Annotated in this window: 14 protein-coding genes and 1 tRNA gene; 8 read left to right on the plus strand and 7 right to left on the minus strand. The window is 57.8% G+C overall.

Going from position 1 to position 15,074, the window contains the following annotated elements; translation table 11 throughout:
• Positions 1 to 83 precede the first annotated feature (83 nt).
• Complete coding sequence (locus FJ978_RS22820) at positions 84 to 1,046, minus strand: sugar-binding protein (RefSeq protein ID WP_013891761.1); 963 nt, start codon at positions 1,044 to 1,046, stop codon at positions 84 to 86.
• 607 nt (positions 1,047 to 1,653) lie between these two features.
• On the opposite strand from FJ978_RS22820, the gene FJ978_RS22825 reads away from it, so the two are divergent.
• The gene (locus FJ978_RS22825; protein WP_181176643.1) at positions 1,654 to 2,787 is read left to right on the plus strand and encodes a LacI family DNA-binding transcriptional regulator; all 1,134 of its coding nucleotides are present in this window, start codon (positions 1,654 to 1,656) and stop codon (positions 2,785 to 2,787) included.
• A 39-nt stretch (positions 2,788 to 2,826) separates the two neighbouring features.
• Here FJ978_RS22825 and FJ978_RS22830 read toward each other — a convergent pair whose 3' ends face one another.
• Positions 2,827 to 3,096, minus strand: coding sequence for a hypothetical protein (locus tag FJ978_RS22830; protein WP_246678183.1), 270 nt, complete (start codon positions 3,094 to 3,096; stop codon positions 2,827 to 2,829).
• Between the two features lie 245 nt (positions 3,097 to 3,341).
• Between FJ978_RS22830 and FJ978_RS22835 the strand changes: the two genes are divergently transcribed.
• Positions 3,342 to 4,043 (plus strand): haloacid dehalogenase type II, encoded by a 702-nt coding sequence (locus FJ978_RS22835; protein ID WP_140574207.1) that lies wholly within the window; start codon positions 3,342 to 3,344, stop codon positions 4,041 to 4,043.
• Positions 4,044 to 4,071: 28 nt separating this feature from the next.
• Here the strand turns inward: FJ978_RS22835 and FJ978_RS22840 are convergent, their stop codons facing one another.
• Together FJ978_RS22840 and FJ978_RS22845 are read right to left on the minus strand one after the other, a co-directional pair.
• Positions 4,072 to 4,602: a DUF1629 domain-containing protein gene (locus tag FJ978_RS22840; RefSeq protein WP_140574209.1), complete on the minus strand. Its 531-nt coding sequence runs from the start codon at positions 4,600 to 4,602 to the stop codon at positions 4,072 to 4,074.
• A gap of 27 nt (positions 4,603 to 4,629) precedes the next feature.
• Positions 4,630 to 5,601: a helix-turn-helix domain-containing protein gene (locus FJ978_RS22845; protein ID WP_140574211.1), complete on the minus strand. Its 972-nt coding sequence runs from the start codon at positions 5,599 to 5,601 to the stop codon at positions 4,630 to 4,632.
• Between the two features lie 195 nt (positions 5,602 to 5,796).
• On the opposite strand from FJ978_RS22845, the gene FJ978_RS22850 reads away from it, so the two are divergent.
• The 6 genes from FJ978_RS22850 (at position 5,797) to FJ978_RS22875 (ending at position 12,480) form a co-directional block, all read left to right on the plus strand.
• Positions 5,797 to 7,068 (plus strand): flavin-dependent oxidoreductase, encoded by a 1,272-nt coding sequence (locus tag FJ978_RS22850; protein WP_140574213.1) that lies wholly within the window; start codon positions 5,797 to 5,799, stop codon positions 7,066 to 7,068.
• 136 nt (positions 7,069 to 7,204) lie between these two features.
• Positions 7,205 to 7,468, plus strand: a complete 264-nt coding sequence (locus FJ978_RS22855; RefSeq protein WP_348640326.1) for an HAD hydrolase-like protein — start codon at positions 7,205 to 7,207, stop codon at positions 7,466 to 7,468.
• A 223-nt stretch (positions 7,469 to 7,691) separates the two neighbouring features.
• A complete protein-coding gene (locus FJ978_RS22860) occupies positions 7,692 to 8,495 on the plus strand; it encodes a Dam family site-specific DNA-(adenine-N6)-methyltransferase (protein ID WP_140574215.1) in 804 nt (267 codons plus the stop codon).
• Positions 8,496 to 8,499: 4 nt separating this feature from the next.
• A complete protein-coding gene (locus FJ978_RS22865; protein ID WP_140574217.1) occupies positions 8,500 to 9,690 on the plus strand; it encodes a metallophosphoesterase in 1,191 nt (396 codons plus the stop codon).
• Complete coding sequence (locus FJ978_RS22870; RefSeq protein WP_140574219.1) at positions 9,687 to 11,531, plus strand: hypothetical protein; 1,845 nt, start codon at positions 9,687 to 9,689, stop codon at positions 11,529 to 11,531. Before FJ978_RS22865 ends, FJ978_RS22870 begins: the two co-directional genes overlap by 4 nt.
• The gene (locus tag FJ978_RS22875) at positions 11,521 to 12,480 is read left to right on the plus strand and encodes a hypothetical protein (protein ID WP_140574221.1); all 960 of its coding nucleotides are present in this window, start codon (positions 11,521 to 11,523) and stop codon (positions 12,478 to 12,480) included. The genes FJ978_RS22870 and FJ978_RS22875 overlap by 11 nt, the downstream gene beginning before the upstream one ends.
• A gap of 5 nt (positions 12,481 to 12,485) precedes the next feature.
• On the opposite strand, the gene FJ978_RS22880 is transcribed toward FJ978_RS22875, so the two are convergent.
• The 3 genes from FJ978_RS22880 to FJ978_RS22890 form a co-directional block, all read right to left on the minus strand.
• A tRNA-Arg gene (locus FJ978_RS22880) sits at positions 12,486 to 12,562 on the minus strand.
• 250 nt (positions 12,563 to 12,812) lie between these two features.
• Positions 12,813 to 13,736, minus strand: coding sequence for a DUF1003 domain-containing protein (locus FJ978_RS22885; RefSeq protein WP_140574223.1), 924 nt, complete (start codon positions 13,734 to 13,736; stop codon positions 12,813 to 12,815).
• A gap of 275 nt (positions 13,737 to 14,011) precedes the next feature.
• Positions 14,012 to 14,905 (minus strand): D-alanyl-D-alanine carboxypeptidase family protein, encoded by an 894-nt coding sequence (locus tag FJ978_RS22890; protein ID WP_140574225.1) that lies wholly within the window; start codon positions 14,903 to 14,905, stop codon positions 14,012 to 14,014.
• Between the last annotated feature and the right edge of the window lie 169 nt (positions 14,906 to 15,074).

A 15,074-nucleotide genomic window follows, 5' to 3' on the forward strand; every position in this document is an offset into this window, starting at 1 on the left:
CCCGGCAGACTGACGGTCCTCGAAGGGTTCGTCAATGCGAACAGCCGGCTCAAGCGACTTGAGCCGGCTGAACTGCCTTGGGCTTAGTTTCCAGACATTGCCTTCAGATTGGCGGCGTAGGCGTCGACATCATCCTTGCCGATGATCTTGGTCGGGATGATGATCAAATTGCCCTCCGGGATGCCCGACTTGTCGCCCTTGAGATAGGCGGCCATCAGCTTCATGCCCTGATAGGCCCATTCGAAGGGCTGCTGCACGACGGTGGCGGCGATGGTGCCTTCCTTGACGCCGCCCAGCGTGATCGGATCGTCATCGAAACCGACGACGGTGATCGAGCCGAGCTTGCCGGCGTCGCGCAGCGCTTCATAGATGCGCGGCGTGTTGTAGGAATAGAAGCCGACCATGCAGGTGACGTCGGGGCTCGCGACCAGCGCGTCCTCGACATTCTTCTTGGCGCGGGCCTGATCGATGTCGTCGCCGCGCACGTCGACGAGCTCGATCTTGGTGCCGGCCAGACCATCCTTCATGCCCTGGATACGCTCCTTGGCATTGTCGGCGCCGAGCAGGCCGACGAAGCCGAGGCATTTTCCCCCGTTGGGCATCGCCTTCTTGGCGATTTCGGCCGCTTGCTTGCCGGCATCGACATTGGACGAGCCGATATAGGCGACGCGCTTGGTCTGCGGAGCATCCGAGTCGGTGGTGAACAGCGCCGTCTCCGAGGCGATCTTGTTCAGGCCGTCGGTCGAGGTCTTGGGGTCGACGGCCGAGACCATGATGCCCTTGACGCCCGCCGTCACCAGATCGTCCATCAGCCGCTGCTGGATGGCGACCGAGGACTGTTCCGGATATTTGAGCTCGAGCGTGTAGTCGGGCAGTTCGCCCTGCGCCTTCTTGACGCCGGCTTCGGCCGCCTTCCAGAAATCGGAAGCGCCGTTGACGACGAAGGCCAGCGTCGGCTTGTCATCGGCGCGCGCGATGGCTGTCGCCGTGAGGCCAAGCAGCAGCGCTGCGGTGGCCACGGATGCATTGCGTATCAAGGATTTCATGTTCAACCTCCCGTTTTGGTGCAGCCATTCGGCTGACCGGTCTTAGTCACTAGAATTGCTTGCTCACCTGAATATGCCGCTTGCGGCTTGGACGCCCCTCCTCCTCAAGGGTACCCGGCACTGAAAGAATGACGTCGTTCCAGCCACGAGCACGGACTTTAGAGACTCATCCCTCATTCGTAAATAGTCCGATTTGTCTGACATATCACATGTCCGAGACAAAGCTTCGCGGGGGGCACTATCCGCTCGCCATCGGGCCGTTCACATGCACCTCCCGCCGCTCCGGATCCAACCGGACCTGGACGCGACAGATCGACGTTACAGCGCATTTTTGTATTAGTAAACAGTATTAGTTTGACCTTGCTGGGGCGCCCATCGTTGCGACATCGCGGCTGCTTTGCCGACAAACCGCTGTGTTGGCGCGCGGGCGCTTACGCCTTTCTGTTCCTGCCGTTCCGGGATGCACATCGTCACATGGCCGATGGACGGGCAGTCTACTAATAGATATAAACGCAGCGACGATTCCTATAAGCCGTCGACGCCGCGCCATCTTGCCGGACGGCGAGGCCGCCGCTAGGACAGGCCGGGATCTGGGGACACGAATGCAATGAGCGAGACGACGGACGGCCCTATCGAAACGGCGCGGCGCCGCAAGGCGGCGGCGAAGCCAAAGGGCCGGGTGACCATGACCGACATCGCCAGGGCCGCCGGCTGTTCTCAGGCGACGGTTTCCTTCGTGCTCAACAATTCGCCGGGGATAAAACTGTCGCAGCAAACGCGCGAACGGGTGATCGAGGCCGCCCGCGCGCTCGGCTACAGCGCGCCCGCCTTCTCGGCGCTGCAGACGCCGATTGCCGCCTTCGAGGGGCCAGTCTTCGAAGGACCGGTCTTCGATGGACTTGACGGGGTGATCGGCTTCGCCGTCGATCAGTTGGCGACCAGCCCGGAAGCGGTGGTCGCCATCGAGGGCGCCCGCCAGGCCTCGTGGAACGCCGGCAACGTGCTTCTGGTGGCGCAGACCATGGGCGACGCCGTGATGGAACCGCGCGCCATCCAGGCGCTGACCCGGCGGGGCATTTCGGCACTGATCTACATGACCATCTTCACACGCGAGATCACCGCGCCAGACTATCTCTACGGCCTCGACATCCCGGTGATCCTGCTCAACTGCTACACGGCGGACTATGCTTTCCCGGCTGTGGTGCCCTCCGAGATCGCCGGCGGCCAGAGTTCCACCCGCCACCTGATCAGCCACGGGCACCGCCGCATCGCCACCATCACCGGCGAACCCTGGATGCAGGCCGCGCAGGACCGGCTGAAAGGCTACCGCCGCGCGCTCGCCACAGCCGACATCCCGTTCGATCCCGAACTGGTGGTCGAGGGCGACTGGTCTGCCAGCGCCGGCTATGCCGCGACCGTCAAGCTTTTGGCCCTAAAAGACCGCCCGACCGCCATCTTCTGCCAGAACGACCGCACCGCGATCGGCTGCTACGAAGCGCTGAAGGAGGCCGGCCTGCACATTCCGCAGGACATTTCCGTGGTCGGCTACGACGACGAGGAAATCGCCCGCCACCTGTTCCCGCCGCTGACCACCTCGATCCTGCCGCACATGGCGATGGGCCAGTGGGCGATCGAACAGTTGGAAGCGCCGCCGGCGCCTGGACGGGGACGCTACCCGATCACCAAGCTGGAGTGCCCGCTGGTGGAGCGGGAGAGCGTGAGGGCGGCGGCGGGGGGCTGAGCGGCTGGCTTCTCCCGCAACGATTTGGCCGTTCAGGCCTCAGAAGGGGATTTCAGCGCCCGCCTGTTCGTCGAACAGAACCGAGCACCCTCGCGCAAGCGCCACCTTCGAAAGCGCATTTGCCACGGCGTGGTCCGATGACACAAAATCGCCGGTCAACACCCGCAACTCTTCCACCCCTTCGGCCATCGAGACGAAATTCCCAACCGCGGGATCGCGCTTGCACGCCTCGACCACGCAAAGCAGATCGATCATTTCGAAGCTGTGCATATCCAGCCTCCGGAAAAAATCCGTCCCTTGCAGGATCATGAACGCATCCGTGGGAGATAATGTTCCCGGTTGGCCCTTCAAGCTGGAGTCCCGCTGGTGGAGCGGGAGCGTGTGAGGGCGGCGAATGCCGGCTGACGGCGACTTGATTGGTGAACGGGCACCGATCCGGGCGCCATGGACTGGATAAAAGGCGGGTTTGGAATATTTCATTCCTCGACAGGCTACTCAAATATGATTGACCAGCCGGAATGATTGCCCAGCCGGTTTTCGGAAAGGTCCCTGACATGGCACTCAACGGTCCCCGCCCGACCTGGCTTACCTTCGACTGCTACGGAACGTTGATCCAGTGGGATGAAGGGCTGATGGCGGCGATGGAGACGATCCTGTCGCGCAAGGGCCGCAAGATCGAGGCGAAAGAATTCATTCCCGTCTACGACCGGCACGAGCACCAGCTGGAGCACACCAAGCCGCATCTCTCCTTCGCCGAGGTGACCACAAAAGCGCTGCAGCTGGCGATGCGCGATTTCTCACTGGATGCGGATGCCGGCGACGCTGAATTGCTGACGTCTTCGATCGGGCGCATGCCGCCTTTCCCGGAAGTTGTCGCGACGTTGCGCCGGCTGAAGCAAGCCGGCTTCAAGCTGGCGATCATCTCGAACACCGACGATGCGATCATCGCCGGCAATGTCGCGCAACTGGGCGGCGCAATAGACCGGGTCATCACGGCGCAACAGGCGCAAGCCTACAAGCCGTCGCGACAGATTTTCGAACGTGCCTGGCGGACCCTTGGCGTGACCAGGGAAGAGCTGGTGCACATCTGCGCCAGCCCGCATCTGGACCTGACCGCCGCACGCGACCTCGGCTTTCGCGCGGTATGGGTCGATCGCGGCACAGGGCGACGGCCGCCGGCGGACTATCAGCCAGACGCGATTGCGCATGGGCTGGATGACGTGCCGGGGTTTTTCCAGAAGGCTGGGTGGGTTTAGCGGGTGGTTCGGGAAATCGGCGGCCTGCTCATTTCTCCGCAGACGTCCACACATGGGCGAACTCGACACCGCGAAGACCGGCGTTCCGGACCTTCTCAACGAAACTGCCGGTGACGTAGACGGCCGAGGCCCGCATCGGCAGTCTGAAGAGCTCTGCGGCGCCAATTCTCTCTGTCCTGAAGACATGACGCTCGATGTCGAGGATGTCTCCATTGTCGAAATAGGCGATGCGCGACCGCTCATGATCGAGGGCGTCGAGGACGGTCGTGGTGTTGAAAAGCCAGACCGCTTCCCCCTTCATGGGCAGAAGCTGCCCGTGCTCGACAAGAACCGGTGCCAGCGCTTCGACGGCGGGCTTTTTCAAGATCGGCGCGTGTTCGCCCAGCCACGGGAAATCGGAGTAGGTCCGACCTGCCGTATCCAGTTTCATGACAGGGGCGATCCAATCCTGAATGACGCGTCCGTCCAGCGCGAAAAAGGTCTCATAATCGTCGTCATCAGCCGGGAATATCCATTCCTGATCTTCGACGACTTGGAACTTGTGTACGGTCAGTGGCATCGCGCGTTTTCTCCCCGGCGATCATCGTCAGAATTCAGCATGCATTTCGCGAAACAGGCGCGGCGAGACGCCGAAGCGGCGCTCGAAGGCTTCGGAGAAGCGCGTCGCCGGGGACAAGCCGATCTCGGCCGCGACCGACTTCAGCGAAAGCCCGCGGCACAACAGCATGCGGGCGGCATCGAGGCGCGCTGTCTCGACAAACCGGGCCGGCGTTTCGCCGGTGGCCGCGACGAACTTGCGATGAAACGTCCGCTCGCTGAGGCCGGCGCGATCCGCCAGCACAGGAACTTCCAGCGATGCGCCGAGGTTCGCCAGTATCCAGGCGATCAGCTCGGCGAAAGGACTATCGGCCTTCACCTGCGCCTGAAGCAACGGGCTGAACTGGGACTGGTAGCCGGGACGTCGCGCATAGAGCACGAGCCGTTTGGCGACCTCGCCGGCGATCTCGGCGGACAGATCGTGCGCGACCATGGCGAGCGCCATGTCGATGCCGGTGGTAACTCCGGCTGACGTCCACAGCCGCCCATCGACCACGTAGAGCGAATCCGGATCGACGGTGACGGATGGAAAGGCGGCGCCAAGCGGCGCGCAGGCATCCCAGTGGGTGGCGACACGATGCCCATCAAGCAGTCCGAGCCTTGCGAGGATGATCGCGCCGGAACAGACGGAGCCAAACCGTCGCGCCTTGCTCGCCAGCTTCCGAAGCGATGCTGCCCAGGCGGAATGCGCAAGGACCGGCAGCAGGTGCTCGCGCTCCGCGCCGGCGACAAGGAGCGTATCGACCGCCTTGCGGGCGCGTTCTTCTAGGCTTCGCGTCTCGACGGCGATGCCGCTGCTGCTCGCCACCGGCCCGCCCGCGGCCGAGACGAGGTCGATAGCGTAAAACGGCGGTTTCTCACGCAACCCCAGAGATCGATTGGCGCTGGTGAACACCGAGATCGGCCCCGACGTGTCGAGGAGCTCGAAGCCGGGATAGACGGCGAAGGTGACATGATGCATTGGCAGAAAATGCCATGTTTATGTCATTCCCGCCAGAGGGTGCGCTCGATACCGTGACGAGGGGAGCTACGCTCGATCGGGGATGCCCATGCGCAATCTCATCAGGGCTGGATTGGCCCTCATCGCCTTGCCGGCGGCAGGCCTCGGCCTTTGGCCGAGGACGCTGCTCGAATACCCGCGATACGGAGCGGGACCATGAAGGCGCTGATCGCCGGCGCCGGCATCGGTGGGCTAACGACCGCGCTCTTCCTGCACCGGGCCGGCATCGAGGTGGAGATCTTCGAGCGCGCCGAGGCGGTGCGCGAACTCGGCGTCGGCATCAACATGCTGCCGCACGCTGTCGGCCTGCTGGCCGAACTCGGGCTGATGGAGGTACTCGACGCAGTCGGAATCCGCACGCGCGAACTGATCTATGCGAACCGGTTCGGCCAGATCGTCTGGCGGGAGCTGCGCGGCATCGAGGCAGGCCATGCCGTGCCGCAATTCAGCATCCATCGCGGCACGCTGCTGGGCTTGATCCATCGGGCTGTCGTCGACCGGTTGGGCCCGGGCGCCATCCGCACGGATTGCCGCGTGATCGGCTTCGAACAGGAGGGGCGCCGGGCCACGGTTTACCTCTCGGAAGCCGGGAAGTCCTTGCAGGCGAGCGGCGATCTGCTGGTCGGCGCCGACGGGATTCACTCCACCGTGCGCGCAAACCTCTATCCCGACGAGGGGCCGCCGATCTGGAACGGCGTCATGCTCTGGCGCGGCGCCACGTGGTGGCCGGCATGGCAGGACGGCCGCACCATGGCGATCGCTGGCGGCAACCACGCCAAGTTCGTGTTCTATCCGATCGGAAAGGATCCCGACAATCCAGGCATGCGCCTGACCAACTGGGCCGTGATGGCCAGAAGCCGCGAAGCGACCTCCCGAAAGCTCACCCTCGGCGACTGGAGTCGGCCCGGCAAGCTCGACGAGGTCTTGCCGTTCGTGCGCGATCGCTTCCACCTGGATTACGTCGAACCGGCGGAGATCATCCGCGCCACCGGTACGTTTCATGAATATCCCAACTGCGACCGCGAACCGCTGCCGCGCTGGTCGTTCGGACGCGTCGCCCTGTTGGGCGACGCCGCCCACCCCATGTATCCCGTCGGCTCGAACGGAGCGAGCCAGGCCATCCTCGATGCCAGCTCCCTGGCGAAACATCTGCGGACCCAGGGATCGGTGGAGGCCGCGCTCGCGGCATACGACGCGGAACGCCGTCCCAACACGGCGCAAATCGTCCACTCCAACCGCAAGGGCGGGCCGGAAGGCGTGATCGATCTCGTGGAAAGCCGAGCACCCGACGGCTTCGATGACATTGAGACCGTCGCATCCTACGAGGAACGCCAGCGGGTCGTGCGTGGCTACGCAAGCCTGGCCGGATTTGCCGCGGACAATCCGCAAGGGACGGTCAAGCCTGCCAAAGGCAGGTTCAAGCCATGAGTCCTGAACTTGAAGGTTGCAGGAACTCCCGAAACCTCGGCCGCTTGAAGGGCGTTCGCGGCAAGATCGCGGATGACGTTCAAGGCAAGCACGGGGGCGTCCTTGTCATGAGCGATCGCCGTGCCCGCCATCGCGGATGGCTGAGCGTAGCGCGAGGGTGCGCTTATCGCGGCAGATTTTCGAACACGCCTGGCGGACCCTTAGCGTGACCAGGGATGACATCGTGCACATCTGCGCCAGCCCGCATCTGGACCTGACCGCCGCACGCGACCTCGGCTTTCGCGCGGTATGGGTCGATCGCGGCACAGGGCGACGCCCGCCGGCGGACTATGAGCCAGACGCGATTGCGCATGGGCTGGATGACGTGCCGGGGTTCTTTGGGGAGGCTGGGTGGGTTTAGAGGATGGGAGTTCCCCACACTCTGAACAAGGCCCGCTATTAAATGGTGCCGTCTCAGATGATGGCTCAGTTCCGTGGACAATTGCAATTGTCCACACTAGGGATGACGAGTGGGATAAAGACTCACGTCAAAGTTACGGCGTCGCCGCCTCTTGGCGTCAGTAAAACCAGCAGCTATGACTTGGCTGATTCAAATGTGAGAATCTCTGAGGAAATTTGTCCCTATGGGGCCAGCACAAAAGAAATTGCTCAGATGGGCTGGCAGCAAATCAAGCGTAGCTGCCAGGCTTGAGAAGCACATTGACTTCAGCAGAAATTATGTCGAGCCATTTGCTGGCTCTGCCGTCATGTTTTTCAACAACCTTCCCAGGAAGGCCTCATTAAACGATCTAAACCCTCATCTAATTTCTCTATACCAAGATGTTCAGCATGACCCCCGATATGTCTGGTCCATATATAACCGATTCGAAATAAGCCGCGATTCATATAATGAATGTCGAAAAGAGTTTAATTCGACAAGGAAAAGTAAAAAGAAATCAGCTCTTTTTCTATTTCTAAATCACTTTTGTTTTAATGGAATTTATAGAACTAATCAGAGAGGCCACTTCAACACTCCGTACGGAGGAAAGAAGCTTAAGCTTAAGCTTACCCTTGACGAGCTCCTCCACATCAGCGATCTTATTAAAAATGTTCAGTTTTCTAGTTTGGACTTTGAAACTTTTTTGAAGCAGTACCGGCCAGAAGGGTCCTGTATATATATAGATCCTCCCTATTTTACCAATGAAGCGAGAGTTTTTCGCGAATATGGCCCCGGCATTTTTTGTGCAGGCGACCTAAAGCGACTTTTTGTCATGTGCGAGCAGCTCAGCAAAGAGAACAATAAAATTGTGGTCTCGTATAGGGATTGCAAAGAGTTCATGGAACTGTTTGGATCATTTGTTGTCGATCGATTTAACGTCACTAGGAACATCGGCGGATTCCAAGACCGACGTAAAATCCAACAGGAACTAATTGCCGTTTTCGAGTGACGATATGAGAGCTTTGGTCGTAAGTGATATACATGCCATGTCGCGAGATTTGGCGGCAGCAGGAGGGTATGTCGGTCGGACGGGCGGGAAATTAATTATTGAAGATCGGTCCTTCAGTAACAACGCCCTGGTGTCTATTCCTCGTGCCTTGCAGGATTATGAAGGAACTATCGATGTGCTCTTTTGTCTTGGTGACTTGGCGCACCAGGCGAAGAAAACAGTACTGATGTGTGTTTGGAACGATCTTCATCATATTGCCGCAAAGCTTCGGATACCATCAGTGATTGCGGTCACTGGAAACCATGATGTTGCCTCAAGGCCAGAGGACTTTAAGGATGCAGCACCGTCACAATTTCTGAAAGAAATATTCCCATGTTTTCCCTCGGATCAGCTCGACTTAAGCAGGGCTTATGATTCCCAATCATACGCCTTTAAGGAAGTAGGTAAGGCAGGCGTTCTACTTATCGATACGTGCTCCTTGCACGGCTACGGCGGAGGGAACGCAGACAAGATATACAACAAAGGCTTTATAAGCCGCGACGTCGTTGACTCTGCCGTCGATACTATAAAGAAATCAAGCTCTGAATACTATATCGTTGTAATGCATCACCATCCACGTCGTGTCGATTTAATCGTAGATTCGACCTATGATGAGGCTGAGAATGGTGAATACCTACTAAGTGCGCTCGAACAATCCGGAAAGCCCGGAATATTAATTCATGGACATAAACATTTTGTGAGTCTGAAAAGGGCAGGAAACAAGCCGCAGTCTCCTTGGGTATTTTCGGCGTCAAGCCTTGCAGCGAATGCGTACGAGAATATGGAACGCTTTTTCTCGAATCAATTCCACCTTGTGGATTTTGAGAGTGTCGCCAAAGGGGGGTACCTCCGAGGTCGTATCCGGTCATGGGAATGGGGGACCAACAAATGGGACTTTAGCGAGAATGAGATGATGAAGCACTCAGTTGGATTTGGGTCGAGTCTCTCTACGGATACGCTCGCAAGCGAAGTGGCCAAGATCGTTCAGAAAGGCCATTATGATATAGAAGAATTGAAGAGCAACCTGCCGGATCTTGGCTACCTTACTCCCGATGAGATCAAGGACTTGGTCGAAAAGCTAAAAGCGCTATCTATCACCACATACAAGGGCGACACCGATCAGGTGGCAGCTTTTTTTCGGAGCGCGGACTCATGAGTGAGTGGGCAACTTCTTACAATTCGCGCAGCGTTTCGCCTGCGCAAATTGCGGCGATCTTCGTAAAGCCGCCCGAATTTGAAGACATTTTGAAGTTTGAAAATATGGTTTTGGTAGGCCCAAGGGGGACCGGCAAGACCACCATTTTGAAGCTGATGACTCCTACGGGGTTGCATCATTGGTTTCGGCGCAGCGATGTTGCTAAATCCCGGCTGGATTATATTCCGATCTACATTCCTGCCGACACTCTTTGGAAGGGTGAGGCAAAGGCAATCGACTCTCGCCCTGGCCTCGATGGATACGGAGATGTCATTCAGAATGGCATCTTTGTTGATTACTGTCTTTATGAAACGATTGCTTCACTAGAGGACGCGAAGAACGTCGCACGCTTTTACGAAACGTCCACGAGTCCTGGGTGGACAGTGAATATAGATAGAGACCAAGAGGCTTTAATTGCGGAGAACTGCTCGCGTTTTTGGAAGTTAAATCGAGTTGAGTCGTCTTTTTTAGGTTTAAAGTTAAGTTTGCTGACGCGAATGAACCTCTTTTCGTCCTTTGTTAATTCATTTACACCACCCCCCTTAGAAAATCTTTTCACTCTCCCCCGGCTCAGTTTGCTATCTATGTTTCGCGGCTTCTTTGACATTGTCGAGGCCGTAACAGGACGTTGTCGTTGGTCAATAAATTTTGATGAGATGGAGATCGCACCAGAGAGCGTGCTCAAGATGCTCTACGAGAATCTCAGGTCGTTCGATCAACGGGCAGTGCTGAAATTCTCGCTTTTCCCATATGGCGATTTTCTTAGCTCGTCTCCCTCTAAAGATGACGGACTGGACTCAGGCGCACTGAGAGTCGCGCCGATTGAAGGCCAAGATTTCCGAGCAGTCAGGTTAAGCGGAAAATTTCGATCTGAAAAATATGACTTTGCCGACAGCCTAGTTAAGGGCATTTGCCAGGCGCAGGGAATTTCGTTTGGCGAATTTACAGATTACGTAAATAAATCTGACGAGATGCCAACTTACCGAGTACAAGGAGGATCGCGAACTTACAGACATTTTGCGCATCTCTTTAGTTCTCTTTCAAGAAAAGACTCTGGATTTCGGAAATATATACGCGATAACGACATCAACGTCGACAACCTGCGGAGCTATGACGAAAATAAAATGGCGTCTCTCGTTAGGAAAGTCGCACCAGTTGTAGAGTTTAGGGATAGATACTTACGAGACAAACAAGGGGCTGGTAGCTCTGCGGTTAGAAGGGCAAGGAAAGGCTACGGGTACTACCATGGATATCAGCAGATACTTCGTATTACAGAGTCCAATCCAAGAGCTGTAAATTTTTATGTCAACGATTTGATTTCCGCCCTGAAGGCTAATCGTCAGTCCCAGACCGTGCAGAATTTGATTATTGCAAAGAATGTTGATCGATTTAGAGCGATGGTAGCAACCCAAGTCGTTTCGACGGAGGGTCCAGTAACCGGGTCGCGAAATGCTCTCAGCGTAACCGACAGTCTCGGAAAAAATTTATCTCGAATCGTGCTGGGAAACCGGTTTCTTACCGAACCCCCGCTCTCATACCAGATCGTGGATATGGACGCCGAAACCCTAAAAATAATCGGCATAGCGGTCAACACGGGGGCGCTAATAGTCGATAGCGGCCCAAATGATCAATCGCTGGTAGTTGATCTCAAGGGGGTGCGCTTGCGTGTTTCTTACCAAATGGCCCCATTCTATCCGTTGCCGACGATAACAGGGCAAATGCTTAAGATTCAGCGCCTGCCTACGAAGGCTGAGGATAGCGATCAACCCGACCTGATAGGCTGGCAATTCAATGAAGTTTGATATCGTTCTCGCGGACACCTTTCCGACAGCACCTGCCAATATTTTGGTTGCCGCCTGCGGTTATGAATCTCGATCTACTGAATTTTTACACAAACTCGACACCGGAATTTATTCGTCAATAATTATAGCTGACTACGGGTCATACGGCGTATTCTCATATGACGACAATAACAGAAAGATACGAAGGGAAATAGACGATAGCATACTTGCTTTTCACGATTCAGCGCACGTGGCCGCCGCTCTCAGCACGTTGATTAGGTCGAATGACGGAGCGTCGATAGAAATCGATATTAGCTCTTTCGACAGAGCCACCCTGGCGCAGATATTTATTGGAATTTTTTCGAACGCGTCTAGCGTAACTTCTGTGAAGTTGCATTACTTTGCTCAAAGATTCCTGGAACCGGACCTTAGAAAACTTGAGACCGTTAGAGCGTTTGGCCCAGTCTCTCCCTTTTTGGCCGGACAACCTAGCTCAGGCAGCCGCAGCCTATGTTTGATCTTCGGGGCAGGGCATGAGTTGGGAAAGGCCATAGGTGCTATAGATACCCTTGAGCCCGACGAAATCTATTGCTTTAAACCTTATGGAATTGACCAGCGCTATGACAGCACGATTTTGCGAGCCAATATGGATTTCGAATTTATAGAAAATAAAGATAACATCATATCTTATGATCTTGAGGATCCATTCGGAACATACATGCAACTCAGGTCGTTGGTAGAAGTAAAAGCCAGGAACTCCAGCGTAGTAATACTTCCTCTAGGGCCTAAATTGTACGCGGCAATTAGTATTATTGTTGCCTTAATTTATCACCCGTCTGTAAAAGTTTGGAGGCATTCCACGGTATCGAATGATGATCCATCGACACAGCGAGAAGCTACGGCTTCTGGGCATCATATTTATTTCGCATTTCAGTTTGTGCCAAAGGTCGCTAATTTGGGCGAATTGTGAATTGTTGGCGCACCCGACAGGATTCGAACCTGTGACCTCTGCCTTCGGAGGGCAGCGCTCTATCCAGCTGAGCTACGGGTGCTTCCCGGGGACCGGAAAACGAACCAGCCGGTGAACCGGCAAGTCACGGCTTCTTAGCGGAAGCCGGGGCGGGCTTCAACGGGCAATTGGCGATTGGCCGCACGGCCTGCCCTTCGCAGGCTCCCTGCCCTTCGGGCGTTCAACCCCTTCAAAAGGTCCACTGGACCTTTTGATCCGCCCGAAGGCGGACCGGGTCTTCACCGTTCGTCGTCCGAAAAGCCAAGCAATTGGCTTTTCGTCCGCTTCGCGGATCACGCCTCACCCTCCCCCTTCACCGTCCGCCGCCCGCGCACCGCCCGCTTCGCCTTCTTGGCACCCGTCAGCTCATGCATGGCATCCAGCTGCATCTGCTGCATCTCCGCCAGGCGCGTCCATTGGCGCGAGATGAGGTAGTCCAGCTTTTCGTGCAGATGGCGCACTTCGAGCTCGGCTTTGAGGTTGACGCGGTAGTCGTTGAAGGAGCGCAGGCGGTCCTTGGTCTCCTGGCGCTTCTGGCTCATCATGATGATCGGCGCCTGGACGGCGGCGATGCAGGAGAGCAGGAGGTTCAGGAGGATGAAGGGGTAGGGGTCGAAGGCGCTGCTCATGCCCGCGATCAGGTTGATGCCGATCCAGATCAAAAGCACGCTGCCAAACGAGATCAGGAACCACCAGCTGCCGCCGAAGGCCGCCATGTTGTCGGAGACACGGTCGGCGAAGGAGCGGTGCTCCTCGAACTCTTCTTCCGAGTTTTCGGAAATCGTGTCCTGCCGGGCGATCGATTCCACCACCTGGCGGTCGAGCTCGGAGAATTCGCCGTGCTCCTGCTGCAGCAGCTCCTCCATGTAGCGCATGCGGTAGCGGCCGAGCTCCTCGCGGCTGATGCGGGCGCCCTTGGGCAGGTCCGGATGATCAGCATGGATGCGGTCGGCGAGGCTCGGGCGCAGCGTGTCGATGCGCACCAGGTCGCGCTTGCGGAATTTCCGGCCCGAGATCGCCGACGGTTTTTTCTTCGGCTTGAACCGCGACGCGCCAGGGCCTGATGGTTCGGAGTCCGGAACCTCGGGCGTGTCGAAATGCTCGTCGGAAACCCCGTGCAGGTCTTCTTCGATGGTCGGCGCCTCGAAATATTCGCCGCCGCTGTCGTTCTCATTGTCCGCCGCCTTCTGCTCGGATGCCTTGGGAACGGTGCTCATGGTGCTGGCTCCTGCTATGGCGCTGGTGGTCGAGGATACGCCGAGGCGACGGGGCATGGCCACCGCCGGATTCCGCAGCCTATGCCACGGCTTCCGCACGATTGTGTGACATTCGTGAAACGATAGCCGGCTGTGGGTGTTTTTGTGGTTGAGGGGGGTCGGATGGCCATAAGAGGCGAAGCCTCCCCAACGTCGTCATCCTCGGGTCTGCGCCGCGTCGCTGTGCTCCTTGCTCCGCCCGTGGATGACGAAATCGAGGTAGGCTCGGCTCTTAATTACTGCTGTTCGGCGAACATCAGCCTGGTCTTGGTGTCGGCCACCATGGGCGACAGGCTGCGCTGAATCAGCGCCTCGACGTGGTCGTTGCGCTGGCGGGCCGAGTCGGCGCCCATCACCACCACGATCAGCTGGCGGCCGTCGGCATTGTAGGAGGTGACGATGTTGAAGCCGGAGGCCCTGATGTAGCCGGTCTTGATGCCGTCGACGCCACGGACGCGGCCGAGCATGTCGTTGTGGCCGCGCACCAGCCGGCCGCGGAACATGAAGTCGCTTTCGGAGAAATAGTGGAAATGCTGGGGAAAGCGGGAATGCAGCGCCATGCCGAGCACCGCCATGTCGCGCGCCGTCGTCATCTGGCTGTCGTCTGGCAGGCCGGATGCGTTGCGGAAGGTGGTGCTGGTCATGCCGAGCTGGCGCGCCTTGGAGGTCATCATGGCGGCGAACTGATCCTCCGAGCCGCCGAGATATTCGCCGACCGCCACCGCCACGTCATTGGCCGACTTGACGACGATGGCGCGGATGGCGGAATCGACGTCGATGGTTTCGCCGCGCCGGAAGCGCATTTTGGTCGGCGGCTGCGAGGCGGCGTGGTCGGAGACCGGGATCTGCGTTTCCTTGGTGACGCGGCCAGAGTCCATCGCCTCGAACAGGAGATAGAGCGTCATCATCTTGGTCAGCGAGGCCGGGTAGCGCTGCGCGGTCGAGTTGACCTCGAACAGCTGCTTTCCGGTCTGTGCGTCGACGACGATGGCGGCATATTTCTGCGGCGGCGCGGGCACGGCCAGAACCGAATCCGCCGGCGTCGTGGTCGAGCAGCCGGCCAGCAGCACCAGCAAGGCAAATGCCGCGAGAACTTTGTGGACGAACGAAAGGGGATGCAGGTGGGACAAGGGCAGGTCTGTTCTTGGTAAGCCGTTGCGAGAGATGCGGCGAAGCTAACGTAACGCGATTGGTGCGTCCATTTGGTTAATGGCGGTTATCCCAGGATTGTGGAGCCGGCCGATTTTGTCCTCCCCCTTGTGGGGAGGGTGAGCAGAGTGATGCGAAATGCCCGACATC

Origin of the sequence: Mesorhizobium sp. B1-1-7, assembly GCF_006442705.1 — a bacterium.
In the GTDB taxonomy this organism is placed as follows: domain Bacteria; phylum Pseudomonadota; class Alphaproteobacteria; order Rhizobiales; family Rhizobiaceae; genus Mesorhizobium; species Mesorhizobium opportunistum.

Coding starts and splice junctions, on each gene's coding strand:
- FJ978_RS22820 (WP_013891761.1), bottom strand. CDS start 1,046: ATGAAATCCTTGATACGCAATGCATCCGTGGCCACCGCAGCGCTGCTG.
- FJ978_RS22825 (WP_181176643.1), top strand. CDS start 1,654: ATGAGCGAGACGACGGACGGCCCTATCGAAACGGCGCGGCGCCGCAAG.
- FJ978_RS22830 (WP_246678183.1), bottom strand. CDS start 3,096: ATGATCCTGCAAGGGACGGATTTTTTCCGGAGGCTGGATATGCACAGC.
- FJ978_RS22835 (WP_140574207.1), top strand. CDS start 3,342: ATGGCACTCAACGGTCCCCGCCCGACCTGGCTTACCTTCGACTGCTAC.
- FJ978_RS22840 (WP_140574209.1), bottom strand. CDS start 4,602: ATGCCACTGACCGTACACAAGTTCCAAGTCGTCGAAGATCAGGAATGG.
- FJ978_RS22845 (WP_140574211.1), bottom strand. CDS start 5,601: ATGCATCATGTCACCTTCGCCGTCTATCCCGGCTTCGAGCTCCTCGAC.
- FJ978_RS22850 (WP_140574213.1), top strand. CDS start 5,797: ATGAAGGCGCTGATCGCCGGCGCCGGCATCGGTGGGCTAACGACCGCG.
- FJ978_RS22855 (WP_348640326.1), top strand. CDS start 7,205: ATGGCTGAGCGTAGCGCGAGGGTGCGCTTATCGCGGCAGATTTTCGAA.
- FJ978_RS22860 (WP_140574215.1), top strand. CDS start 7,692: ATGGGGCCAGCACAAAAGAAATTGCTCAGATGGGCTGGCAGCAAATCA.
- FJ978_RS22865 (WP_140574217.1), top strand. CDS start 8,500: ATGAGAGCTTTGGTCGTAAGTGATATACATGCCATGTCGCGAGATTTG.
- FJ978_RS22870 (WP_140574219.1), top strand. CDS start 9,687: ATGAGTGAGTGGGCAACTTCTTACAATTCGCGCAGCGTTTCGCCTGCG.
- FJ978_RS22875 (WP_140574221.1), top strand. CDS start 11,521: ATGAAGTTTGATATCGTTCTCGCGGACACCTTTCCGACAGCACCTGCC.
- FJ978_RS22885 (WP_140574223.1), bottom strand. CDS start 13,736: ATGAGCACCGTTCCCAAGGCATCCGAGCAGAAGGCGGCGGACAATGAG.